This window comes from uncultured Shewanella sp. (assembly GCF_947501665.1).
GTDB lineage: Bacteria > Pseudomonadota > Gammaproteobacteria > Enterobacterales > Shewanellaceae > Shewanella.
In genome coordinates this window covers 50,962-74,509 of record NZ_CANMWS010000032.1, presented here as the reverse complement: position 1 = coordinate 74,509, position 23,548 = coordinate 50,962, and the positions used below count along the sequence as shown (strand labels likewise).

Genomic DNA, 23,548 nt, shown 5'->3' with positions numbered 1-23,548 from the left:
ACATTTTCGTGATTCTTGCTGGACTCTCGATAAACGTATTCCAAGCATCGCAAACGCTATCAACAATGTCTTCGTAATACCAACTTCTAATGCAGATTGGTATGATATTACTAAATTTATCGGCTATGTCATTAGTATGCTAGTTTGGACTATCCATTATTACGACAGTGTGCCATCCTGCTCTAAGTGCAAACGCATGGACTTTTGCTCGTCTACGGCATAACGATAGCTTGAGTTACTTCTCTGTTTGGGCTGACAGAATCTAATAGGTTGGTATTAGACATTAATGAGCCCTTTTAAATATATACATAGGCTTATTTATGTATGGTGTAATTGTTTTGATGGAATAATTTCAAATATTAGTATTATTAAATATTCTTATTTATTAATTGGTTAGTGTTTACTTTTGTATTTTTCTATATGGACTTTATATTCTGTTACACTTTTTAGGTATGCATGCTTTCAAAGGTAAGGTTAAAATCATTTCACACATTAGGTTGTGTGGCTGAGATTGACTAGGGGTTTTGCAAGATCCTAATTTAAGTAAATGTTGCTAAAATTGAATTTTATAGTTTATCTAAGCCTGAAATATAGTAATCTTTGTCAGTAGCTCTCAATATCTTTAGATAGTTGAGAGCTTTTTTTATATTAATCATAAGTGAGATCGTTAGGATCAATATTAATATAATCAGGGGGAATATTGTGTGGAAATTGTTTCACTTTGATTGAGGTATGCCCAGATATGAGAGCTTTGCAAACCCTATGCATACCATCGATTAATCTCCCTTGATGACAAAGTAAAATCGGATAAGTGAGATCCGCTTCATTGATGAGTTTCATGTGTTCCACTATATTTCGGCATGTAGGAATAGATTCATTTAATTCATACCAGTAGCATTGATCGAGCTCTATAATTTCAGATAGATTTAGGTTAATTGTAGGAAGGTTATTTGATTTTATAATGAGTTTATTGACATCCCATATGTGGATATCAGTGCTCGATGTATTATTTACTATTTTTCTAAAATGGTATTGTTGGCGCATGATCATTTATTGATTTCAGGGTTAGGTTATGAGAATTAATTTTTGTGATCTGGTGAGTTTTTTTATCGAGATTTCTCGTTTTAAGGCTTGGCTATGTGAGCCCACCATTTCTTGATAAACAAGTTGAAGTGGCCCTTTTCCTTTCAGAAATTTCGCGGCTTTTTTCCCTCCTGATTGATGCTCATGAAAACGGCGGTCAATGTCAGTTGTGATCCCTGTATAGAGGTGCCCATTGGTGCATTTAACCATATATAAATACCAAACTTTTTCCATAATTCTCCTTTATTTTTTAACAGTATATCAGATTGATTGAGTTATCGATTAACCTAACATGACTGAGTTATTGCAATTTAAGAGATCGCTTGTGAGATAATATGGGATAAAGAGTGGTACTAAGTTGAGGGTATCAAATTGATATGGAGATAGGGTACTGTTTGTTTTACTTTATTATAAGCCAAATCAATAACCATTGATTTGGCTTATAGGAAGATCTGTTAAGGTTGGATCATTTGTCGAATCCGAGTAAACCTAGAAAGAAAGCATATTCTTTTGCTGTGTCTTGGTATCGTTGATAACGTCCGCTTTTTCCGCCATGGCCTGCTTCCATATCTGTCTCAAACAGTAACAAATTATCATCTGTTTTATATTCTCTAAGTTTAGCGACCCATTTCGCAGGTTCAAAATATTGTACCTGAGAATCGTGTAGGCCTGTTGTAACAAATAAGTGAGGATAGTCTTGAGCTTTAATTTGATCATAGGGAGAATAGCTTAACATATAGTCATAAAAAGGCTTATTGTTAGGGTTTCCCCATTCATCATATTCATTGGTGGTTAATGGAATACTCTCGTCAAGCATGGTTGTGACAACATCAACAAAAGGAACATGGGAAGCAACAGCAAAGTATTGTTCTGGTGATTGGTTGATTATTGCACCCATGAGTAAACCTCCCGCACTTCCACCGGATGCAACAACTTTATTCTTATCGGCATAACCTCGTGCAGTGAGTGCTTGAGTGACGTCAACGAAATCATTGAAACTGTTTTTTTTATTGAGCATCCTACCATCATCATACCAATTGCGCCCGAGCATATCACTGCCTCTGATGTGGGCTGTCGCATATACAAAGCCTCGATCTAATAAGCTGATGATGGAAGATTTAAAATGAGGTTCAATCGTGTAACCATAAGAGCCATAACCATATTGATATAAAGGGTTCGTACCATCTTTATTGAACAAGTTTTTACAATAAACGAGCGTTACTGGAACTTGAGCACCATCTCTTGCTGTGATAAATAAACGTTCAGTTTCATATGCATTACTGTTGAAGCCTCCAAGAATATTCTCTTGTTTTAGTAAGCGTCTTGTTTTCGCGAGTGTTGATTTATTTGTTGCGGTCAATGAATATTCGAAAATAGATTCTGGGGTCGATGGACTTGAATAAGAGACTCTTAGTTTATCAGTACGTTGAACAGCATTTACATCTAAGCTGGCGACGTAAGCTGCATCATCAAAGGGCAGTTCAAATGTTGGCATACCATTGAGAGGTTGTACTTTAATATGATTAAGGCCATTTTCTCTTGTTTGGTAAATCAAATAATTTTCAAGTACTAAATAATCCTCGATGAGTACTTTCTCATTATGGGCTATGACTTCCTCCCATGCGTCTTGATTATGAGCTTGCTTAGCTGCTACTTTCATTAATCGATAGTTTTTAGCCTGCCAATTGGTGTGGATATAGAAGGTATCTTTTAGCTTTTTGAATGTATATTCGTGGCCCTCTTTTCTTGTTAATACTGGACTAAATAATGAAAGAGGTTGATTAGCATCAAGTATGGAGACTTCTGAGGTAATGGTACTATCGTGAGAAAGGGTGATAAGTGATCCATCTAGTGTTTTATTCAGTTCTAGATAGAAGGTATCGTCTTTTTCTTCAAATACTAAAATATCATCAGATTGTGGTGTGCCCAGTTTATGTCTAAAAACTTGAAATCCGAGTAATGTCTGGGGATCTTTTGCAATGTAGAAAAGGTGTAGATTGTCATTGGCCCAAATAATATTACCTTCTACACCAGTAATTTTATCGGTTAAATACTGATTTTTTTTTAGATCTTTGACAACAACGGTATAAATTCGTCTGCTTAGCGTATCTTCTGCAAAGGCCAGTAATTGGCTATTTGGGCTAATAGAAGTATCTCCTAACCCATAGAACTCGTGACCTTTTGCACGATGATTAACATCGAGTATGATTTCTTCTACTGCATCTAAGTGTTTTTTTCGAGCAATAATGGGATATTCAGAATCTGTCTGATATCGACTGTAATACCATTGTCCATTCCATAAATAAGGTGCACTAGTTTCGTTTTTATCTAATCGATTTGTTAGTTCTTGGAATAAATTTTCTTGTATGGATTGATAAGGACTAAATTGTGCTTCTTTATAAGTATTTTCTGCATGTAAGTAAGCTAAAACTTGCTTGTCTTGACGTTTATCATCACGCATCCAATAGTAGTTATCGATACGTTCATGACCATGTTTTTCTATTAAATAGGCTTTTTTTTCAGCTGTAGGGGGCTGTATTGAAGTGTTTTTGGTCATATTTGAGCATCCAAGTAACAGGACAGCACATGCTGTGAGCGGTAAAAAGAACTTCATGTCACGTTTCCTTGTGTCATTTCTTATTCGTAAATTGAGATGATATTTTTAAGGTGTTATTTTATGCCGCTGATTGTGAAAGGTCGATGATTTTTTATTGTTTTAAGCGAGCGTTGCAGAATTCATTATTTTTAATAAGTCAATCTTGTAGGCAAAAACAGTATACTTGGTTTGATCTGTTTTACTTTATCATTTTACCAGTTAAAAAATAATGTTATTATTTAATTTTTTAGTGTGTTAAGCGTAAAATGCTAGGTATTGATAAAGGGTGCCTACGAATGTGAATTCTTGGATAAAATATCCTTGACTCGCTAGTATTGCTTTCAATGGTTACTGGCATTAGAAACCTGTACGCTACAGCTTTTACTGTAAGTGTCGAGGCGAAAATCGAATGTTCTAGCTTGGCGAGGCCATATAGAAGGCATTATGGATTGTTTGATGAAGCGCTTGGGATTACAGCCTTGTGGTGTATTGTGTGAAGACACAAACCCTGATGGGACGGTGGCACATCTACCTGATATTGTACGCTTTAGTGAGAGAATAGGTTATTCATTGTGACTATTGAGGGTATCGTCTTGTATCGCACACTAGCATCTAAATAAGGATGTTTAATCATTAATATTGAAAAGCTCGTCACTGGGCTTTTTATTTTTATATCGAAAATATCAATGTCTTTACTTTGTGTATTTTTTTACTCATTTTTAGGTGCTAATTATGTTTTCAGCAATTAACTAATATGTTTATTTTCTGTTTTATATTAAGTTTTTTGCTAGCAAAATTCGATTGAGTGAAAATTAATATGCATGCAATGATATCCTATGTTACTTAGTTGAAACCCTCTTGGTTATTTCTTTGCTTAAAATTAACGGATTACTTTTTAATGCCCATAGTCTTTGCTCGTTATAATCTAAAATGTAAATTAACCTTGTTTGCTGCTTTTCCGTTAGTCATTATTTTGGCATTAGGCTATGTCGGAGTAATGTTGCTAATAGAAGATTATAAGTTGGCAAATGAGAGTATGTTGACTAGTGAGATCAGCATTGATATTGAAAATTTACTATTTGAACTACAGAAAGAACGCGGTATATCAGCTGGATTTATTGGTAAAAAAGAGCGGGTATTTCAAGACAAATTGAAGCAACAAAAAGCCGCAACAGATGCTGCTTTAACTCAACTTATTCATAATCAATCGCTAAAAAAAATATTAAAAATAGAAGTGAATAAGTCAAATGAGACACTGAGAAAGAAATTACTTAAAATTGCTGAGTTACCAAAAATATTAGGCGAAGCTCGTGGGGAAGTGACTCAATATAATGCAGTAAATTTTTTTGATATATATGCGGAAACTGATCATTTTTTGATAGATCTTATTTCACAAATGCACTTTAACTCAAATAATGTCGATCAAATTAGGCGACAGACAGATTTATTGAATATGTTGCATATTCAAGATCTTGCTGATGAGCAGCGTGGATTAATGGTACAACTTTTATCTGCGCCTACACTTTCATCTAGTCTTTTCATTGCGATAAAATCACTAGAAACAACTTTACATGAACGTATTGTCCATACTTTATCTTACGCAAATAGTAATAATCAGTGGCTATTAAATTCGATGCTATTAAGTCCTGAACATGCAAAATTACTTAGGATGCAAGGACTGCTTACTGCACAATTGCGTTTAGCTGAACAATCTCAAAAAATAAGTCAATTAATGGGGTTTGGTGGACTTATACATGATTTTAAAAATTATTTGTTACGCAATGAGCCGAATGATCTCATCAAGTTTAACCTTCATTTTATTCAATTATCTCAAATCTTAGCAAACATCAAAAATGATAAAGAATTGTCAGCTGCACAATATGATTTAGTCATCAAGCTAGAAGAAACGATTCTAGCTTATCAATCTAATATGTATAAGTTATTAGGCCTTAAAAATAAAGGGGTTAACATTGAGGATATAGACGACAGTATCCGTATTTATGATGAACCTATGTTGATGGCATTGCAACATTTGCAAGCGCCAGTCGCCAGTGTGTCAGTGCTTGAATGGTGGGAAGTCTCAAGCCAACGAATTAGTTGGCTACATCAAATTAATGGAGATATGACACAAGCGATTGCTGAAAGCAGTCGTCGTGAACAACAGCAAGCATTAACATATTTAATTTTGAGCTTACTGGGAATTTTATTTATTATTTTCGTATTAGTTTTACTTGGAAAAAGTATTACTGAACATATTGTAGGCAGTATTAGAAGTATTGCTAACGATATGCATAAAATGGCCATCGATCCCAATTTAGAAATTGAAGTAGATGTTAAAGGTGGGGATGAAATTGCTAAAATGGCATTGGCGTTGAATCAAATGCTACAGGAAAGGCGAAAAGTAAAGCGTGAATTAAGTCGAGCTTCTGCTGTTTTTGAGTATTCTTCTGAAGGTATTATTGTTACCGACTCCCAAAATCGTATAGAACTTGTTAATCCTGCTTTTACTAAAATAACAGGCTACACGCTTGATGATGTCAAAGGAAAAGACCCTTCTATATTGAGTTCTCAGCATCATCCTAGTGATTTCTATAAAGAGGTATGGCAAACGCTAAAAGCTAAGGGTCATTGGGGGGGGGAAATTTGGAATAAACGAAAAGATGGTCATATTTTTCCTGAATATCTTGCTATTACTTTAGTTAAAAATGAATTAGGGGAAGTGACTCAACATATTGGTTTATTTATTGATATTAGTAACCGTAAAAAATATGAACAGGAAATTTGGTATCAAACGCATTTCGATACGTTAACTGGATTACCAAATAAGCAACTGTTGACTGGACACCTTCAGAATCAAATGTCTTATGCTAGAACATATTCACAATCTGTGGCTATTGCTTTTATTAATCTAGATCGATTTAAATTCATTAATGATCTTCATGGTACGGAAACGGGAGATGAAATATTAAAACAAGTGGCGTCTCGGTTTAGTTCTATTTTAACAAAAGATGATTTTATTGCTCGGGTTGGTAGTGATGAGTTTGTGATGATTATGCCTAATCTATGCCACGGTACATCTATTGAAAAGAGGGCGATAGAAATTAATCATCTCCTTACAGAGAAGTTTATTGTTAATCAAAAAGTGATCAGTATTTCTTCTAGCTTTGGTTTGAGCTTGTACCCTGAAAATGGAAAAGATCCCGAATGCCTGATCCGACATGCTGAAACGGCAATGTATCAAGCTAAAAGTGATGGGAGAGCACACTATAAGTTGTTTTCAAAAGGCATGGATCAAACAGTATTTGAACAAATAAAATTAGAGCAACGATTAAGGAAGGCGGTTTTACATTCTGATTTTTATATTAATTACCAACCAGTTATTGATATGTCAACGGGGAAAATAGTCAGTGTTGAAGCGCTAGTACGATGGAGAGATCCTGAGTTTGGAGTGGTTGCGCCTGATAAGTTTATTCCCATTGCTGAAGAAACCGGATTAATTGATGTTCTAGGTAAATGGGTATTGGAAGAGTCGCTTGTTAATTTAGCTTATTGGCACAAATATGGTTATAAGATTAGTTTGGCTATTAATGTATCGGGTCGACAATTTATTAATCATGCTGATGAATCTTTTAGTCAAATGCTTTGTGATGCATTAAAAAGACATGGTATTGCGCCTCATTATTTACATATAGAAATTACTGAAACGATGCTTATTGATGATGAAGTGCAATGTTTGCAAGTCTTAGAAGAAGTTAGTGCGCTAGGTGTTGATATATATTTAGATGATTTTGGTACTGGATATTCATCGTTGGCTTATTTAAAAGGTTTTCCAATTTCCGTACTCAAAATAGATAAAAGCTTTATTGATAGCGCACTGGAGTCACATAAAGACGCGAGCTTAGTGAAGGCGATTATTATAATGGGCCAAAGCTTACAGTTAAAATTAGTTTCTGAAGGGGTGGAAACACAGCAACAGTGGGATTTTTTAAGTAGTTTAGGTTGTGATTTTGCTCAAGGCTATTTTATGTCACGGCCGTTAAATGAGCATGAAATGTTTGATTATTTACAGCATCAGGCGGCATCGGTAGCCTGATGCTGTTGATCTTTGGTGAGTATTTCTGCAGCAGTTTGTCGCTTCTTTATACAAGGCAGAGTTTATGCGGTGTCGTTATTCGCCATAAATAAGCGATAAGGCCGTAGAAAGGAGCGACAAGCGCTGTCCGTAGGATCCACTAAACGTGTTTTACTCACGGCGAGAGGCATTCGCTTAGAATAACTAGGCATCGCACCTCTCGCCGTGATTAAAACATGTTTATCTGAACATAATTTAATCACGAAAGATCAACAGGCCCTAGAAGCGAGAACAACTTAGATAAATTGATCTCGCTGTATGTAGCTTGAGTAGAAAGACTTTATGCGGCTGTCATTATGCTGTCATTTTCTTCTGCGGCCATTTTTGCAAGATCTTTATCAACAAAAAAGAGTGCCTTACCATCTTCACCAACTAAGCGAATTTTATCGACAATAGATTTAAATAATTTTTCTTCTTCGTGTTGCTCTGATACATACCATTGTAAGAAGTTGAAGGTTGAGTAATCTTGATTGCTGAAAGCAGTGTGTGCCAATGCATTAATTTTACTTGTTATTAATTGTTCATGCTCATAAGTATATTCAAATAATGCAAGTAAAGAGTCAAATTCAGCTTGAGGAGCTGCAATAGAGCCTAGTAGTGGCATACCACCTGTTTCGCTGACATAAGTAAATAAGCGATGCATATGACCCATTTCTTCATCGGCGTGAGTACGCATAAATTTTGCTGCGCCTTCAAAGCCTTTATCTTCACACCAAGCACTCATTTGTAAGTATAGGTTAGAAGAGAAAAATTCCATATTGATCTGCTCATTCAACTGTTCGATCATCAAAGGTGTTAGCACGACTTTATTCTCCAAGGGTAGTATTTAAGTACTATTGTCTTTAATTTTTTATAAAATATCAAGGTAAAATTTAACGTAACTTATTGTTTTAAAAATACAAATCGTTCTCATTTGTGTGTCTTTTTCTATATTTTAATTTTGCTTTAAAATGGTTTTACCGTTAATAGGTTGAATTATAAGTATCTTATTTATCAAGAGGGGCCATTGCTGCCAATTTTTTTGCATTAAAAGATATAACGGTCTCATTTTATCGAAGGCTTTCTTCGTGAAGTTATCCAAATGTCTATATCCACAGGCTTAGGCTATTTAAGTACAACCGATGTAAAAATCAGCTGTTGATTTGAAATTCATGCTCTATATGATACAAATGTTGAAATTAGCGTTAATTTTGGATAGCTTGAGGTTATACAGTTTATCGTTTCATTTTTTATTTAAGGACGAAATATGAAAGGTCTTAAAAGGGCATTCATTTCTGCTGCACTTTTTATTGCCGTCATTGTTTGTTATCACTACGCGAATGCACTAGGAGTATTATTTTTTTTGATTGCAGGAATTGGTTTTGAGTTATTTGCCTGGAATATGAGTTTAAAGAAAAGGCATTAATATTGAAATGCCTATTATTTGAGGGTGTAATGAATGGTGCTTTTTTCAAAGTGATTAAAGTTCACCATAAATGTATTATTGGATTTGATGAGCGTATAGTGTCCAGGCAATGAACCACATAATACAGCCGATACTGATATCGATTATTCTTTGCACTTTCTCTTTGCTCAGCCACGGTGCTAATTTTGCAGCGCCTAGAGCAAGACTATAAAACCATAATATCGACGCTAGCATGGTACCTAATGCAAATGCCATTTTTTCATGTGCGACAAATTGACTGCCTACGCTGCCTAAAATCATAACTGTATCAAGGTAGACGTGTGGATTGAGTAAGGTCACTGCTAAGGTTGCTAAAATGACGGTTAGCTTGGTTTTATGTGAATGATGTTGTTTTTCTATTTGGTATTGGTTTTGCAATGCGGTTTTAAAGGCGAGTGAACCGTAACCCAGTAAAAAAATGATCCCTCCGTAGGTAATGAGTGTTGCGATAAGGCTATTACTTGTCAGTAACTGGTGGCCGCCAAATACGCCAATTGTAATAAGTAAAATATCACATAAGGTGCAAATACTGGCTGCGAGTAAGTGATGATTCCGTTTAATACCGTGTCCTAAAATGTGGGAATTTTGCGCCCCAATAGGAATAATCATACTACCGCCTAAAAAGAACCCTTGGATTAATGCTGTTACTGCCATTCTACTTTTACCTAATCGATTAACGTATGACTATTTATTTTGTATTTTTGCATAATAATTTAACAGTTTCTATCTCTGTTTTTTTGTTAGAGGCTTTTTCATGAGGGTATATTGAAATAGTAAAGTTGAAACTTGGTAGCTATTCATATTGGCTTGCGTGAAGTTTGAAGCTAAATGTAATCAATTGCTCTTGAGTTTCTATCTTTACTTGGCTTTCTCGCATTTTTAGGTTGTTTGGGTATAATACTTTTTCATATTGCTCTTACTTCAAGGATGACAAATGTCCATCACTAACGACCCTTGTTCTCAATCTAGTTTAATGCACCCAGATCAAGCGATTTTACAGTTATTGGAACAAGTTTCGGTGATTACGCAAACAGAACAGATTGCGTTACCCCATGCATTTGGGCGAGTGTTGGCCTGTGATGTGGGATCTAATATCGACCTACCGCCTTTTGATAATTCTGCCATGGATGGTTATGCCTTTAATTTTGATGATTTAACGAATTTTGAAGCATTAACTTTAGTCGGTGGATCTTTTGCTGGAAAGCCTTATGAGGGGCAATGCTTATCTGGTACTTGTATACGAATTATGACCGGAGCTTTAGTACCAAAGGGATTTGATACCGTACAAATGAAAGAAAAAGTCAGTATTCAAGCTGATAAAGTGATTATTGATAAGCCTAAACAAAAAGGGGCTTGTATTCGAAAACAAGGAGAAGAGTTAACTGCTGGTACTCGAGTGTTATCAGCAGGAACATTGATTCGAGCTGCTGAATTGGGTGTTCTTGCGACCATTGGCTTAGATGTAGTCGACGTTTATAGAAAAATGCGAGTTGCTTTTTTTTCAACAGGTGATGAGTTACAAGCCGTTGGTAGCACGTTGAATACAGGGCAAATTTATGATTCTAATCGATATAGTATTCAGGGGTTATTAAATCGAGCCAATATTGAGTGGACAGATTTAGGCATAATTGCTGATGATCCAGAAGCTATTCGTCATGCGTTTCATCAAGCGTCGAAAGTGGCTGATATGGTGCTAACCTCTGGAGGGGTGTCGGTGGGAGATGCCGACTATATTAAGCAGGTATTAGAAGAAGAAGGAAAAATTACTTTTTGGAAATTAGCGATTAAACCGGGAAAACCCTTTGCTTTTGGTCAGTTAAATGATGCTGTTTTTTGTGGGCTTCCTGGTAACCCTGTTTCATCAATGGTGACTTTTTATAAGTTGGTTTGGCCTTTAGTGATTAAAATGCAAGGTCGGCCACAACGTCAATTATTGACTTTGCAAGCAAGATTAAAAGGGCAAATAAAGAAAGCACCTGGGCGTGTAGAATACCAACGCGGGATTTTAAGCTATAACGCAGAAGGTATGGCTGAAGTATATATGAGCGGGGCACAAGGCTCGGGTATGTTAACTTCTATGTCGTTAGCAAATTGCTTTGTTATTTTATCTCAGCAAGAAGGTGATCTCCCTAATGGTACTATGGTAACCGTTGAGCCTTTTAATACGGTATTGGATTAACTGCCATGTTTGGATCTGATACTCATCAAGCCAGTAAGTCTGACCCAAACACTGAGACTTTATCTGATGCAGAGTTATTGCGCTATGATCGTCAAATAGCCATTAAAGCCATTGATATTAAAGGGCAGGAAAAGCTTAAGAATGCTAAAGTGTTGTTGGTGGGTGTTGGAGGTTTAGGCTGTGCTGCTAGCCAGTATCTAGTGGTTGCAGGAATAGGAAATTTAACATTAGTTGATTTTGATGTTGTAAGTGAATCTAATTTACAACGACAAATTTTGCACGATGATAACGATATTCATAAGTTAAAAGTGATATCAGCTAAACAAGCACTGGAAAAACTCAATTCATATAGTCAGGTAGATATCTTAGCGACTAAATTAAATGATGAAGATATGGCAGTGCAGATCGCTAAGCATGATCTTGTGATTGATTGTACTGATAATGTTGTAGTGAGAGAGCAAATTAACCGAGCTTGTTTTAGGCATCAAATTCCTCTAGTGTCTGCGGCAGCGATTCGAATGGAAGGTATGGTGACTGTTTTTGATTATCAGAAAGAGACCCCATGCTATCATTGCTTTAGCCAATTATTTGGGGAGCAAGTATTAAGTTGTGTTGAATCTGGAATACTTGCACCTGTCGTTGGGATCATTGGGTCAATGCAGTCGTTAGAAGCGATTAAATTATTGCTGGGTATTGGAAAGTCACTTTCGGGACGTTTGTTATTTTTTGATGCAATGACGATGGAATGTCGAGAAATGAAATTATTAAAACAAGCTAAATGTAATGTATGTGGCTAACTGTTACTCATTGTACGTTGAATGAATGTGAGTACATCGTCTTTTTGTCTTCTACAATAATAGAGTTAAGTTATAAAGTGCGCTGATATATGAGCCAATTCATGGAGGAATTATGAATTATGAATTGTGGATACCAACAAAGCATTAACTCTTTTTTTAAATATTGTTTAATTAATATTTTTATATTACTCAGTTTGGTTTCTTGTTCAAAGCAGCCTTCAATCCTTCCTACTGTGGTACCGCAGAATAAAGAAATCTTTTGGGGGTACGTTGGTGAAAATTCCCCTGATCATTGGGGGAAAGATTTTCCTCAATGTGAACTTGGGGGAGATCAGTCTCCTATAAATATTAACCCTAAGCGGGTGAAAGTAGAACCTTTACCTGAGCTGCGATTTACTTTTACAAGAGAACCCACAGATTTTGAAGATAATGGCCATACTGTAGAAGTGGTTTTTGGCGAGGACACTCAGCAAGAAAAAAGTGTTAAGTTAAATTATTATGAAAGGGGAAAAGCTCTTGATAGTCGAGCTGTTGAAATCGAGTACAGTGAGGATCAAGATACTTTTTCTGTCGAGGATAATCAGTATCACCTAGCACAGTTCCATTTTCACAGTCCTAGTGAAAATAAGGTTAATAATCAGAGTTTCCCCATGGAATTACACTTAGTTTATGAAGGAGATTATAATCAGTTTGCAGTAGTGGCTGTTTTTTTAACTATAGGAAATGAAAACCCGATTATTCGTACTTTATGGAAGCATATGCCGGTTTATCGCGGACAAAAAAATGATATTCGCTCACTTAATCCTGATTTTTCGGGGCTCCTACCCAATAAGCGAGGTTATTATACTTTCCAAGGCTCTTTTACTACGCCACCTTGTACACGGAATGTGACTTGGTATGTGTTACATGAACCTATCCAAGTGTCTAAAGCACAAGTGAGCGCTTTTGAAAAAGTCATGAACCATAACAATAGACCGTTACAAGCACTCAATAATCGAATCATATTATCGAGTAAATAGATAAGTTTTTGCTGACTATATACAAACTTTATTGTGGGATTACTCGGCCGGATTTAACGACTTGTAGGCAAGAGTTGACGCCATAGGTGTAAGCCAATTGAGCTGGGGTATCAATGTCCCACAAACAAAAATCTGCTTTCTTCCCGATTTCAAGACTGCCTCTTTCTTTGTCCATATTCAATGCTTTTGCGGCATGGATAGTCATGCCTTTTAATGCCTCTTCTGGTGTTAATTTAAATAAAATACAGCTCATATTCAGCATGAGCAAGCTTGAGCAAATGGGGGATGATCCCGGATTGTAATCACTGGCGACAACCATAGGGACCTGATATTGACGCAATAAATCAATAGGCGGTAATTGTGTTTCATGTAAACTATAAAAAGCACCTGGCAGTAACGTTGCGCAAGTTCCATATTGGCTTAATAAATCGATGCTTTTTTCATCAATAAATTCGATGTGATCAACCGATAATGCTCCGTGTTTTGCAGCCATTGCGGAGCCACCTATATTTGATAATTGTTCGGCATGCAATTTAACCTCTAAACCTGCTTCTTTGGCTGCTAGAATGACTTTTTCGGTTTGTTCGAGATTAAAGGCAATTTTTTCACAAAAAACATCGACTGCATCGGCTAAGTTTTCTTCGATGATTTTAGGTAGCATATCATTAATGACAAGTTCGATATAATCATCTGTTTTTCCAGCGTATTCTATTGGAATAGCGTGAGCGCCGAGAAAGGTTGTTTTCACATCAATATGATGATGTTCACCTAAGGTTCTTGCGACACGAAGGAGTTTTAGCTCTGTTTCTGTATCGAGCCCGTATCCTGACTTTATCTCAACCGTTGTGACGCCTTCTTTTGCTAATGTGTTAAGGCGTTGTCGACCCAATTCAAATAACTCTGCTTCAGTGGCGTCCCTGCAAGCATTGACCGTTGAAAGTATGCCACCGCCTGCAAGGGCGATGTCTTCATAGCTGGCTCCCTGCAACCTTTGTTCAAACTCGTTAGCGCGATTACCCGCAAAGACTAAGTGGGTATGAGCATCAATAATACCGGGTGTTACCCAACCGCCTTTGCCTCTATAAACAGGGGTAGCTAAGCTATCAAATTCAGGTAAATCATTACGTTTTCCTATCCAAACTATTTTACCTTCTTGGATTGCCATTGCGCCTTGAGTGATAGCGCCATATGGAGCATTTGACGTTGGATCCATGGTTGCAATATTGATGTCAATCCAAACCTGATCCCAAGACATAATGACTCCTTAAAAAATTATTTTTTATAAACAGCAGTTTACTATATTTTTAGTGCTGACTGTTTTGAATTGTATACAGTTTATTTTATCAAAAATGACTTGTCTAGCTTGCACTAACTTGTATATACAAGTTAGTGTCTATCGATGACTTTTTGAGCGGAGTGAATGATTGTTGCTATGGCACAGGCTAAATTTTTACAGATTAAGCAGCATATACTTACCAAGGTAGATTCAGGAAAGTGGCGAGAAGGGCATAAATTACCGTCAGAAAATCAATTGGCGACGGATTTTGCTTGTAGCAGGATGACAGCTAGGCGTGCATTGACTGAATTGACTGAGCAAGGCATTTTACGTCGTGCTCAAGGCATGGGGAGTTTTGTTGCCAGCCATAAAGCTCAATCTTCAATTTTACTTGTACGTGATATTCGTCAAGAAATAGAAGAAAGAGGCCACCGTTATAGTGTGAAGCTGTTAACACAAGAGGCGTTGCCAGTCGATTATGCTCAGGCTGATCTGCTAAACCTGAATGAGGGGGAACTTGTTTTTTATTCTAAGCTCGTTCATTTAGAAGAAGATATTCCACTGCAAATTGAGGAACGTTATGTTTTACCGAGTCGTGTCCCTCATTATTTAGAGCAGAATTTTAGTCAAATGACCCCCCATGCTTATCTTTGTCAGGTGGCGCCGTTAGCGCAAGTTGAACATACTATTGAAGCGGTTTTAGCCAATGATAGTCAGTGCCAGTTATTGCAGATTTCCCATAAAGAACCTTGTTTACAGATCAGCCGATTGACTGCGTCACGTCAAGGTGTGGTGAGTTTTGCAAAACTACTTTATCCAGGAACGCGTTTTAAATTAGGTGGACAGTTAGTTTTCAACAATTAATCGTATGTAAGAGGGATAGAACAATGAATAATAGACATGATAAAACACGGCATATTATTGCTCCTCATGGCACTGAATTGAGTTGTAAGTCTTGGTTAACCGAAGCGCCAATGCGTATGTTAATGAATAACTTGCATCCTGATGTAGCAGAAAGACCTGAAGATCTTGTTGTTTACGGTGGCATAGGCCGAGCGGCCCGTGACTGGCCTTGTTATGACAAGATTATTCAAGTGCTAAAACGATTGGAAGATGATGAAACGCTCTTGGTTCAATCAGGCAAACCCGTTGGTGTTTTTCAGACTCATACTAATGCACCTAGAGTCATTATTGCTAATTCTAATTTAGTGCCTCATTGGGCGAATTGGGAACATTTTAATGAGCTAGATAAACAAGGTTTGGCCATGTATGGACAAATGACAGCAGGCTCTTGGATTTATATTGGCTCTCAAGGCATAGTACAAGGTACTTATGAAACCTTTGTTGCTATGGCTAAGCAACATTTTAACGGCTCATCTCAAGGTCGATGGATTTTAACCGGTGGTTTAGGCGGAATGGGAGGTGCGCAACCTCTTGCAGGGACAATGGCTGGGTACTCAGTATTGACTTGTGAGGTGGATGAATCGCGTATTGATTTCCGGTTGCGTACGGGTTATTTAGATAAAAAAGCCTATTCATTAGACGAAGCATTAGCCATGATAAATGCTGCTAAAGAGAGCGGTCAACCTGTTTCGGTGGGATTACTTGGCAATGCCGCGGATATTTTTAGCGAGCTGGTGGTGAGAAATATCATTCCTGATGTGGTGACAGATCAAACCTCAGCACACGATCCTTTAAATGGTTACTTACCTCAAGGCTGGTCATTAGCACAGGCGGCCTCGATACGCCAAACCGATGAAGCTGCGGTTGTTAAGGCGGCAAAACAATCGATGGCAGTTCAAGTTACCGCTATGTTGGCATTGCAATCAGCGGGCGCAGCTACAACGGATTATGGTAATAACATTAGACAGATGGCTTATGAAGAAGGGGTCAAAAATGCCTTTGATTTTCCAGGTTTTGTGCCTGCTTATGTGAGGCCGCTTTTTTGTGAAGGGATTGGTCCTTTTCGCTGGGTGGCGTTGTCTGGCGATCCTGAGGATATTTATAAAACCGATCAAAAAGTAAAAGAGTTGATCCCCGATAACCCACATTTACACCAATGGCTTGACATGGCCCGTGAACGCATTGCTTTTCAAGGTTTACCGGCTCGAATTTGCTGGGTGGGTTTAAAAGATCGTGCTCGGTTAGCGCTGGCGTTTAATGAAATGGTCAAAAATAAAGAACTTAAAGCCCCTATTGTCATTGGCCGAGATCATCTTGATTCAGGATCGGTTGCGAGTCCAAATCGAGAAACTGAGGCTATGCTTGATGGCTCAGATGCAGTATCTGACTGGCCGTTGATGAATGCATTATTGAACACGGCCAGTGGTGCGACATGGGTATCTTTGCATCATGGCGGTGGTGTAGGTATGGGGTTTAGTCAACATTCTGGCGTGGTCATTGTGTGTGATGGCAGCGATGATGCTGCTAAGCGATTAGGCCGAGTATTGTGGAATGATCCAGCTACTGGTGTTATGCGTCATGCTGATGCGGGTTATGATTTGGCAAAGCAATGCGCTAAAGAGCAAGGGCTTGATTTACCAATGTTGGAGGATGATGTATGAATGCTATGATGTTAAAACCTGGTACTTTGTCATTATACCAACTACGTGAAATCAGCCGAACAGCTGTGACAGTGTCGCTATTTGAAGGGGCATTGGAGAATATTAATGTCAGTGCGGGATTAGTACAAAAAGTCTTGGATGAAGGAAGAACCGTTTACGGTATTAATACGGGTTTTGGATTATTGGCGAACACCAAAATTGCAGCAGAAGATCTGCAATTATTGCAAAAGTCGATAGTGTTATCTCATGCCGCTGGAATGGGCGAGCTGATGTCAGATGCGACTGTGCGTTTGATGATGATATTAAAAATTAATTCCTTAAGCCGAGGCTTTTCGGGGATCCGCCTCCTGGTGATCCAGTTTTTGATTGATTTAGTGAATGCGCAAGTGTACCCCTGTATTCCAGAAAAAGGTTCTGTGGGGGCTTCTGGAGATTTAGCGCCCTTGGCGCATATGTGTCTTCCGATACTGGGGGAGGGGCAAGTTCGTTATCAAGGTCAGCTTATTTCTGCCAAGGAAGGATTGAATATTGCGGGTCTTGAGCCTATTGCATTAGCCGCAAAAGAGGGGTTAGCGTTATTAAATGGTACACAAGCTTCAACGGCATTAGCGCTAGAGGGGTTATTTAATGCTGAAGACTTATTTGCAGATTGCTCTGTTATTGGTGCAATGAGTGTTGAAGCAGCCTTAGGGGGAAGAAGTCCCTTTGATCCTCGTATTCATGAAGCGCGTGGTCAGCAAGGTCAAATAGATTCAGCCAGTATTTTTCGTCACCTTTTAGGGGATGACTCTGAAATTGGCTTGTCGCATTTGGATTGCGAAAAAGTACAAGATCCTTATTCACTACGTTGTCAGCCACAAGTATTAGGGGCGTGTTTAAGTCAAATTCGTTACGCCGCTTCCGTATTGGTCACTGAGGCCAATGGTGTGACGGATAACCCATTGGTTTTTCAAAACCCTGATGACATTATTTCAGGTGGAAATTTCCATGCCGAGCCTGTTGCTATGGCGGCCGATAACTTAGCCATTGCGATTGCCGAATTAGGCGCATTTTCTGAACGACGTATAGCGCTACTTATTGATGCAAGTCTTTCTAAGTTACCACCTTTTTTGGTTGAAAATGGAGGTGTTAATTCTGGGTTTATGATTGCTCAAGTGACAGCGGCAGCATTAGCGTCTGAGAATAAAACGTATGCGCATCCTGCATCGGTGGACAGTTTACCGACATCAGCTAATCAAGAAGATCATGTTTCTATGGCGACGTTTGCAGCTAGGCGGTTACGGGAGATGTCAATGAATACCCGGGGTGTGTTAGCGATTGAATGGTTGTCGGCATCCCAAGGACTCGATTTTCGTTTGCCTTTAAAGCCCAGTCCACTGGTTGAAAAAGCAAAAAATCATTTACGAGAAAAAGTCGATTATTATGATAAAGACCGCTTTTTTAATCCCGATATTGAAACAGCGATTAGTTTACTTGAGACTGGTTTGTTTAATCAATTTATGCCAGATTCAATATTACCGAGTATGAAAGGATAGTACAGATTGATTTAACGTATCACAGTCGCCCTGTTGTGATGCGTTAAGGTCATTTTCTATTGGTGAGTCTAAGTTAATCTGTACTCGAGTTAGGCTGCGCCGTTAAATATCGCTATTCTGCCCCCCTATCTGTGTTGTGTTTTTTACTCATCGCGGGCTATTAAGCACGAAATCCCGCCTTGATATAGGCAAAAATAGCGGTATTTAGCCAAATTAAACAATAAAGAATAATGAGACTGATTTTAACCTATTGACTTTTAATGGATTATCACTGCTCTTTGACACTCATTATTCCGAGTTCAGGTTCAGTTCCATAGAAAAGAGTAAAAAAATAGGGGTTAATTTTTTTCTCTCGAAGGTGAAAGTGTTGACTGTTTATGCCAAGGCTCAATATTGTATTGCGCTTGCAAAATCCACGGTTGATATTGTGGAAGCCTTTGATTCATTGTATTTAAGTTTCTTTCTAAGACACTGGCGTGAATGGTGGGCTTTTCTTCAATTTTTGTATTCCAATAACGTGTTTTATTTTGCAGCCAAATTCCTAAACCTTTGTTGATTTCATTATGCATTATACTTTGAATATCTTGTGTGATGCACAGATGCGGTTTGACTATTAATCCGTGAGATACTGCTTGTTCTAACATCCAAAAGAGTGAAATATTTGAAAGTCCATCATTTTCATAGCCGCCACCAATATCACTATGGACACCACTAAACCAGACTTGTTTTAACGTTTGAGTTGGATGAGCTTTTTCTCTCCATAATATAGGGCTAAAGATCTTACGAGTTTCATCGATGGCTAATGCATGATAGGCATGCTTGATATTGGCAGTGATTTTGAAATCATGGAATTGATGTTGAAAGGCAGGAATATTGGACAGTAAGTGATCTAAAAATCGATTGGGCAAACCTAGAGCAGCGACGGTATCCCATACACCAATAAAGTGGATATCACAGGCTTCAGTACCATATTGGTTAATAAAGTTGTCAGCTTTTTTTTGTCTGAGTTGAGGGTTTTTTATCTGGTAAATGGTTAATGCCGATTGAATTAACTTGGGTTGTTTTTTGGGAAGCAGACCGAAAAATAAGATGAAACGAGATAAACTTCTAACAGTTGCAGCACCACGGCTAAAACCAAAGAGAAAAATTTTATCTCCCCAATGATAATGTTTAACAATAAAGCGATAACAATCAAGCATATTATTGGTAATGCCGAGACCAAGTAAGCTCCCTGTTATTCGCCACCATTGAGAGCCTAAGCCTTGGCTATAATGAGCAACTTGCCTATCCGGGTGCTGCTCAATGGAATTGAAGCTTTTTAATACATTACTACAAAATTGAGCATCGCCAGTTTGCCCCGTACCATCAGAAAAAATGAGGATGTTTTTTGGCATATCATTTCCCCTTTTTGGTTCTACATATGACTATGTTTCTATGTCATATTATAATCCCGTTACTTGAAGATGCAGCCTAGTTAGCAAGGTTTTTACAGCCCTAAATAAGTTGAATTTATACCCAAACCTTTAAGTGCTTTGGGTATAGAGTGATTAGAATAAGCATTAAGCGGCTTTTGCTGCCTGATAAGCCTTTTGGTTCCAAGGTTCGATATGATAATCTCCCTTTAATATCCAAGGAGTATATATAGGCTGGGGCTCGTTGTTTTGATTGAGTTGGCGTGCTAAGACACTGGCATGAATTGTTGGTTTATCTTCAATGTCTGTATTCCAAACACGCTCTTTTTGTTTAAAGAACCGACCAGCCATACCAACGGATTCGTTATGCATTTTTGCACTGATATCTTGAACAATCTCAATATCATCATGAATAATTAGGCCATGTTCTAATGCATTGTCTAACATCCAAACAAGTGGAATATTGGATAACCCTTCACTTTCATAACCTCCACCGACATCGGTATGGACCCCACTAAACCAAACCTGTTTGACTGTTTGTTGCTGGTGAGCTTTTTTCTTCCATAACATGGGGTGAAAAATAGCGCGGGTATCGTCAATGGATAATGCATGATAGGCATGCTGTATATTTTTACTTATTTTAAAGTCATGAAATTTATGTTTAAAAGGTGGAATTTTGGAGAACATACTATCAAAAAAACGATGGGGTAACCCCATTGCCGCAACGGTATCCCAAACGCCCATAAAGGTAATTTTACATTCAACATTTTTATTATTCTCAATAAACGCAGAGGCCTGCTGCTGCCTTTTGTGAGGATTTTTGATTTTATATATTTTGAGTGCTTGCTTAATAAGTTCTGGCCTTGATTTAGGCAAAATGCCAAACAGTTCGATAAACCGCGATAAGCTGCGTACTGTTGCCGCCCCTCGGCTGAAGCCAAACAAATAAATTTTGTCACCCACGTGAAAGTTTTCAAATAAAAACTGATAACACTCAATCATGTTATCAGTCATCCCGACACCGAATAAATTACCTGTGATCTGGCGCCAATCTGTACCAATACCTTTGCTATAATGTGCTATTTGTTTGCCTGATCGTTCTTCGATAAGATTAAATGTTTTATAGACATTGGTATTGAATTTTATGCCGCCTTCTTGTCCCGTTCCATCCGAGAAAATGACGATATTCTTTGACATTTCACTCTCCATTACAGTTTGTCAATTTCTTGCTTTACTGCTTTAAAAGCAAAATGTATGCCGTTTTCAATTGGTTACTTTAAAATAGTCAACTCCAGGGTATAAGTGTAACCAATTGATATTATTTAATATTACCTTGACTCTAGTTCAGTAATCTTTATGCTCATTAGCTGTTTTTTCCAGTGTGTTTTATCTATTCCTTCAATCCAAAAAAGGCGACTTTTGCGGGTTTCATTTTTGCGCAAATAGGTTTCGGGTAGGCGAAATGTAGCCTGCCAAACATTAAAGCGCTCTGATTTTATTGGTTGGCCTTGATCACTGTAAAACTGTGTTTCTAGTGTGACTAAAACATAATGCTTATTGCTGTTACTGGTCAATTCAAATTGAAGCCCTAATTTGTCATCATCCCATTTAGTATTTAGGAGGCTTACTTTTACGCCATCTTTAGCGGTTGATTTTAATAGTTCTGGTTGCGTGATGAATTGCTGGTTTAGCTGCGGGGTCGAAGGGGGAGTGGGCGGTGTCGCTTCAATAGGGCTTGGGGCGATTGCCGATGCTCTAATATCATTGTTCTGTTTAGGCTGCTCTAAAATAACGTATTCCCAAGTAAAGTCATCATTGAGTTTGACTGTTGTACCATTATCTAAGGTGACCTCTGCTATTTGAGAAGCCAAGGCAGTATTTAACAGTAAAAAGTAGGTGATTATCATCATTGGAATGCGAATTATTTGTTGTAATTTTTGCATGTTTAAACCATAGCTAAAGTAATGTGTTATTGCCTTTAGGATATACCTAAATAATACTCAATGGCGAATGAGATTTTATACCTAATCTATTTATTGTTGTTTTATTGATTGCGTTGTGTTGTTAAAAATGGTGTTGTTTGTTTTTCATTGTGATGAGTCAGTACGGTATTTTTATTGCGGAGTGAAAAAGTGATACAGTGTGATGGTGAGCTGGAGCGTACAATCGAGGTCGTTTTTATGATCATTTGGCTAAAGCTTACTTTGTTTTATATCAATATGAGGAATGTAAACAGTGAATTATGATTTTCGCTCTCAGATCAGCCATTGGGTATCCAGTTGGGGATTGAATGAGTTTGCCTCTCAAAATCTTGTGACAGGTATTTCTATCGTCGGATGCTTACTGTTTGCTTTAGTGGTGTATTTAATTGTACGAAGAGTGATTGTTCGCACTGTTAATTTGGTTATTAAGCATTCTAAAGTGAGTTGGGATGATACCTTTATGCGCCACCAAGTGCTTGAGAAAATGGCACTTTTGGCACCTTTATTTGTACTAAGCTTATTGGTCCCTTTGGCGTTATCAGAAACGCCCCTATTAAGCACTCTTACTGAGCGTTTACTTGATTTTACCATTGTTATTTTAGTGATCCGAGTTATATTCAGTGCGTTAGATGCTGCAAACGAAGTGGCCGATTTGAATCTTGTCAGTCGTCGATTGCCTATTAAAAGCTTTGTTCAGTTACTGAAATTATTTTTGTTTTTTGTTGCAATCATTATTTGTGTATCAATTCTATCTGATCAATCACCTGTTTATTTTCTTAGCGGTTTAGGTGTTGCGACAGGTTTAGTCATGTTGGTATTTAAAGACACTATTTTAGGTTTTGTCGCAGGTATTCAACTTGCCGCAAATCGTATGGTGAGTCCAGGTGATTGGATTCAAATGGACAAGTATGGTGCTGACGGTTCGGTTGAAGAGGTGTCATTAACAACGGTAAAAGTACGTAATTGGGATAAAACCATCACTATGATCCCTGCTTATGCATTGGTATCTGATGCGTTTAAAAATTGGCGAGGGATGTCCGAATCTGGTGGACGTAGAATTAAAAGAGCGTTAATTATTGATACTCAGACAATTCAATTTATTAATGATGAAGATAAACAAAGATTATCTAAGATTAATCATTTAAAAGAATACCTTACTTCTAAAAAAGTGGAGATGGATGCCTATAACTCTCAGGTAACAGATGCGGATATGCGAGTTAATAGCCGACATTTAACTAACATTGGCACCTTTAGAGCTTATATGGTACATTTTTTGCGCAATCACCCTAATGTTCATCAAGATATGACTTTACTTGTACGGCAGCTAGCACCTGTAAGTGAAGGGATCCCTATTGAAATTTATGTGTTTACTAATGATACTCGATGGGATGTGTATGAAGATATACAAGCGGATATCTTTGATCATATTTATGCCATATTACCTGAATTTGGTCTTAGAGCATTTCAGTCTCCGTCTGGAGCGGACTTGAGAAGCTTAAAAGGGATATCTTGATAAACGTAAAATCACA

The 23,548-nt window shown here is 37.7% G+C and carries 20 protein-coding genes; 10 read left to right on the top strand and 10 right to left on the bottom strand.

All coding sequences use genetic code 11. The features are described 5' to 3' along the window. Positions 1-648: 648 nt before the first annotated feature. The 3 genes from Q0976_RS20680 to Q0976_RS20670 all read right to left on the bottom strand — a co-directional run bounded on the left by Q0976_RS20680 (position 649) and on the right by Q0976_RS20670 (position 3,697). On the bottom strand, positions 649-840 hold the full coding sequence (locus tag Q0976_RS20680; RefSeq protein WP_299495955.1) for a hypothetical protein: 192 nt from the start codon (positions 838-840) through the stop codon (positions 649-651). Between the two features lie 225 nt (positions 841-1,065). Continuing rightward, a complete protein-coding gene (locus Q0976_RS20675) occupies positions 1,066-1,317 on the bottom strand; it encodes a GIY-YIG nuclease family protein (protein ID WP_299495952.1) in 252 nt (83 codons plus the stop codon). 232 nt (positions 1,318-1,549) lie between these two features. Then, complete coding sequence (locus Q0976_RS20670) at positions 1,550-3,697, bottom strand: S9 family peptidase (protein WP_299495950.1); 2,148 nt, start codon at positions 3,695-3,697, stop codon at positions 1,550-1,552. Between the two features lie 438 nt (positions 3,698-4,135). On the opposite strand from Q0976_RS20670, the gene Q0976_RS20665 reads away from it, so the two are divergent. Both Q0976_RS20665 and Q0976_RS20660 read left to right on the top strand, forming a co-directional pair. Continuing rightward, positions 4,136-4,255 carry a hypothetical protein gene (locus Q0976_RS20665; RefSeq protein ID WP_299495949.1) on the top strand — a complete coding sequence of 40 codons (120 nt, stop codon included), beginning with the start codon at positions 4,136-4,138 and terminating at the stop codon, positions 4,253-4,255. A gap of 322 nt (positions 4,256-4,577) precedes the next feature. Continuing rightward, positions 4,578-7,772: an EAL domain-containing protein gene (locus Q0976_RS20660; protein WP_299495947.1), complete on the top strand. Its 3,195-nt coding sequence runs from the start codon at positions 4,578-4,580 to the stop codon at positions 7,770-7,772. Positions 7,773-7,834: 62 nt separating this feature from the next. Here Q0976_RS20660 and Q0976_RS20655 read toward each other — a convergent pair whose 3' ends face one another. Continuing rightward, on the bottom strand, positions 7,835-8,014 hold the full coding sequence (locus tag Q0976_RS20655; protein ID WP_299495944.1) for a hypothetical protein: 180 nt from the start codon (positions 8,012-8,014) through the stop codon (positions 7,835-7,837). A gap of 77 nt (positions 8,015-8,091) precedes the next feature. Then, positions 8,092-8,613: a non-heme ferritin gene (gene ftnA, locus Q0976_RS20650; protein ID WP_299495942.1), complete on the bottom strand. Its 522-nt coding sequence runs from the start codon at positions 8,611-8,613 to the stop codon at positions 8,092-8,094. 444 nt (positions 8,614-9,057) lie between these two features. On the opposite strand from ftnA, the gene Q0976_RS20645 reads away from it, so the two are divergent. After that, positions 9,058-9,216 (top strand): hypothetical protein, encoded by a 159-nt coding sequence (locus Q0976_RS20645; RefSeq protein ID WP_299495940.1) that lies wholly within the window; start codon positions 9,058-9,060, stop codon positions 9,214-9,216. A 75-nt stretch (positions 9,217-9,291) separates the two neighbouring features. Here the strand turns inward: Q0976_RS20645 and Q0976_RS20640 are convergent, their stop codons facing one another. Further along, positions 9,292-9,909 carry a LysE family transporter gene (locus tag Q0976_RS20640; RefSeq protein ID WP_299495937.1) on the bottom strand — a complete coding sequence of 206 codons (618 nt, stop codon included), beginning with the start codon at positions 9,907-9,909 and terminating at the stop codon, positions 9,292-9,294. 280 nt (positions 9,910-10,189) lie between these two features. Between Q0976_RS20640 and glp the strand changes: the two genes are divergently transcribed. From glp to Q0976_RS20625, 3 genes are all read left to right on the top strand, one after another. Then, positions 10,190-11,434, top strand: coding sequence for a gephyrin-like molybdotransferase Glp (gene glp, locus Q0976_RS20635; protein ID WP_299495935.1), 1,245 nt, complete (start codon positions 10,190-10,192; stop codon positions 11,432-11,434). A 5-nt stretch (positions 11,435-11,439) separates the two neighbouring features. Beyond that, on the top strand, positions 11,440-12,231 hold the full coding sequence (gene moeB / locus Q0976_RS20630) for a molybdopterin-synthase adenylyltransferase MoeB (RefSeq protein WP_299495932.1): 792 nt from the start codon (positions 11,440-11,442) through the stop codon (positions 12,229-12,231). A gap of 119 nt (positions 12,232-12,350) precedes the next feature. Next, complete coding sequence (locus Q0976_RS20625; RefSeq protein ID WP_299495930.1) at positions 12,351-13,250, top strand: carbonic anhydrase family protein; 900 nt, start codon at positions 12,351-12,353, stop codon at positions 13,248-13,250. A gap of 28 nt (positions 13,251-13,278) precedes the next feature. On the opposite strand, the gene hutI is transcribed toward Q0976_RS20625, so the two are convergent. Next, entirely contained in the window at positions 13,279-14,505 is a 1,227-nt protein-coding gene (hutI, locus tag Q0976_RS20620) for an imidazolonepropionase (protein ID WP_299495927.1), read from the bottom strand. A gap of 177 nt (positions 14,506-14,682) precedes the next feature. Here hutI and hutC point away from each other — a divergent pair, with 177 nt between their 5' ends. The 3 genes from hutC to hutH are packed head-to-tail and all read left to right on the top strand — an operon-like array spanning position 14,683 to position 18,625. Next, positions 14,683-15,390 carry a histidine utilization repressor gene (gene hutC, locus Q0976_RS20615; protein WP_299495925.1) on the top strand — a complete coding sequence of 236 codons (708 nt, stop codon included), beginning with the start codon at positions 14,683-14,685 and terminating at the stop codon, positions 15,388-15,390. A gap of 23 nt (positions 15,391-15,413) precedes the next feature. After that, on the top strand, positions 15,414-17,090 hold the full coding sequence (gene hutU, locus Q0976_RS20610; protein WP_299495923.1) for a urocanate hydratase: 1,677 nt from the start codon (positions 15,414-15,416) through the stop codon (positions 17,088-17,090). Next, positions 17,087-18,625, top strand: coding sequence for a histidine ammonia-lyase (hutH, locus tag Q0976_RS20605; RefSeq protein WP_299495921.1), 1,539 nt, complete (start codon positions 17,087-17,089; stop codon positions 18,623-18,625). The genes hutU and hutH overlap by 4 nt, the downstream gene beginning before the upstream one ends. Positions 18,626-18,963: 338 nt before the next feature. On the opposite strand, the gene Q0976_RS20600 is transcribed toward hutH, so the two are convergent. From Q0976_RS20600 to Q0976_RS20590, 3 genes are all read right to left on the bottom strand, one after another. Continuing rightward, positions 18,964-20,019, bottom strand: coding sequence for a DUF2235 domain-containing protein (locus Q0976_RS20600; RefSeq protein WP_299495919.1), 1,056 nt, complete (start codon positions 20,017-20,019; stop codon positions 18,964-18,966). Positions 20,020-20,184: 165 nt separating this feature from the next. Continuing rightward, entirely contained in the window at positions 20,185-21,234 is a 1,050-nt protein-coding gene (locus Q0976_RS20595) for a DUF2235 domain-containing protein (protein WP_299495917.1), read from the bottom strand. A gap of 131 nt (positions 21,235-21,365) precedes the next feature. Beyond that, positions 21,366-21,980 (bottom strand): DUF3157 family protein, encoded by a 615-nt coding sequence (locus Q0976_RS20590; protein ID WP_299495915.1) that lies wholly within the window; start codon positions 21,978-21,980, stop codon positions 21,366-21,368. Between the two features lie 292 nt (positions 21,981-22,272). On the opposite strand from Q0976_RS20590, the gene Q0976_RS20585 reads away from it, so the two are divergent. Next, positions 22,273-23,532, top strand: coding sequence for a mechanosensitive ion channel family protein (locus Q0976_RS20585; RefSeq protein WP_299495913.1), 1,260 nt, complete (start codon positions 22,273-22,275; stop codon positions 23,530-23,532). The last annotated feature ends 16 nt before the right edge of the window (positions 23,533-23,548 follow it).

Bases quoted from the DNA above. Each gene is read 5' to 3' on its own strand.
- Q0976_RS20680 (WP_299495955.1), bottom strand. From the start codon at position 840: ATGAAACTCATCAATGAAGCGGATCTCACTTATCCGATTTTACTTTGT.
- Q0976_RS20675 (WP_299495952.1), bottom strand. From the start codon at position 1,317: ATGGAAAAAGTTTGGTATTTATATATGGTTAAATGCACCAATGGGCAC.
- Q0976_RS20670 (WP_299495950.1), bottom strand. From the start codon at position 3,697: ATGAAGTTCTTTTTACCGCTCACAGCATGTGCTGTCCTGTTACTTGGA.
- Q0976_RS20665 (WP_299495949.1), top strand. From the start codon at position 4,136: ATGAAGCGCTTGGGATTACAGCCTTGTGGTGTATTGTGTGAAGACACA.
- Q0976_RS20660 (WP_299495947.1), top strand. From the start codon at position 4,578: ATGCCCATAGTCTTTGCTCGTTATAATCTAAAATGTAAATTAACCTTG.
- Q0976_RS20645 (WP_299495940.1), top strand. From the start codon at position 9,058: ATGAAAGGTCTTAAAAGGGCATTCATTTCTGCTGCACTTTTTATTGCC.
- Q0976_RS20640 (WP_299495937.1), bottom strand. From the start codon at position 9,909: ATGGCAGTAACAGCATTAATCCAAGGGTTCTTTTTAGGCGGTAGTATG.
- glp (WP_299495935.1), top strand. From the start codon at position 10,190: ATGTCCATCACTAACGACCCTTGTTCTCAATCTAGTTTAATGCACCCA.
- moeB (WP_299495932.1), top strand. From the start codon at position 11,440: ATGTTTGGATCTGATACTCATCAAGCCAGTAAGTCTGACCCAAACACT.
- Q0976_RS20625 (WP_299495930.1), top strand. From the start codon at position 12,351: ATGAATTGTGGATACCAACAAAGCATTAACTCTTTTTTTAAATATTGT.
- hutI (WP_299495927.1), bottom strand. From the start codon at position 14,505: ATGTCTTGGGATCAGGTTTGGATTGACATCAATATTGCAACCATGGAT.
- hutC (WP_299495925.1), top strand. From the start codon at position 14,683: ATGGCACAGGCTAAATTTTTACAGATTAAGCAGCATATACTTACCAAG.
- hutU (WP_299495923.1), top strand. From the start codon at position 15,414: ATGAATAATAGACATGATAAAACACGGCATATTATTGCTCCTCATGGC.
- hutH (WP_299495921.1), top strand. From the start codon at position 17,087: ATGAATGCTATGATGTTAAAACCTGGTACTTTGTCATTATACCAACTA.
- Q0976_RS20600 (WP_299495919.1), bottom strand. From the start codon at position 20,019: ATGCCAAAAAACATCCTCATTTTTTCTGATGGTACGGGGCAAACTGGC.
- Q0976_RS20595 (WP_299495917.1), bottom strand. From the start codon at position 21,234: ATGTCAAAGAATATCGTCATTTTCTCGGATGGAACGGGACAAGAAGGC.
- Q0976_RS20590 (WP_299495915.1), bottom strand. From the start codon at position 21,980: ATGCAAAAATTACAACAAATAATTCGCATTCCAATGATGATAATCACC.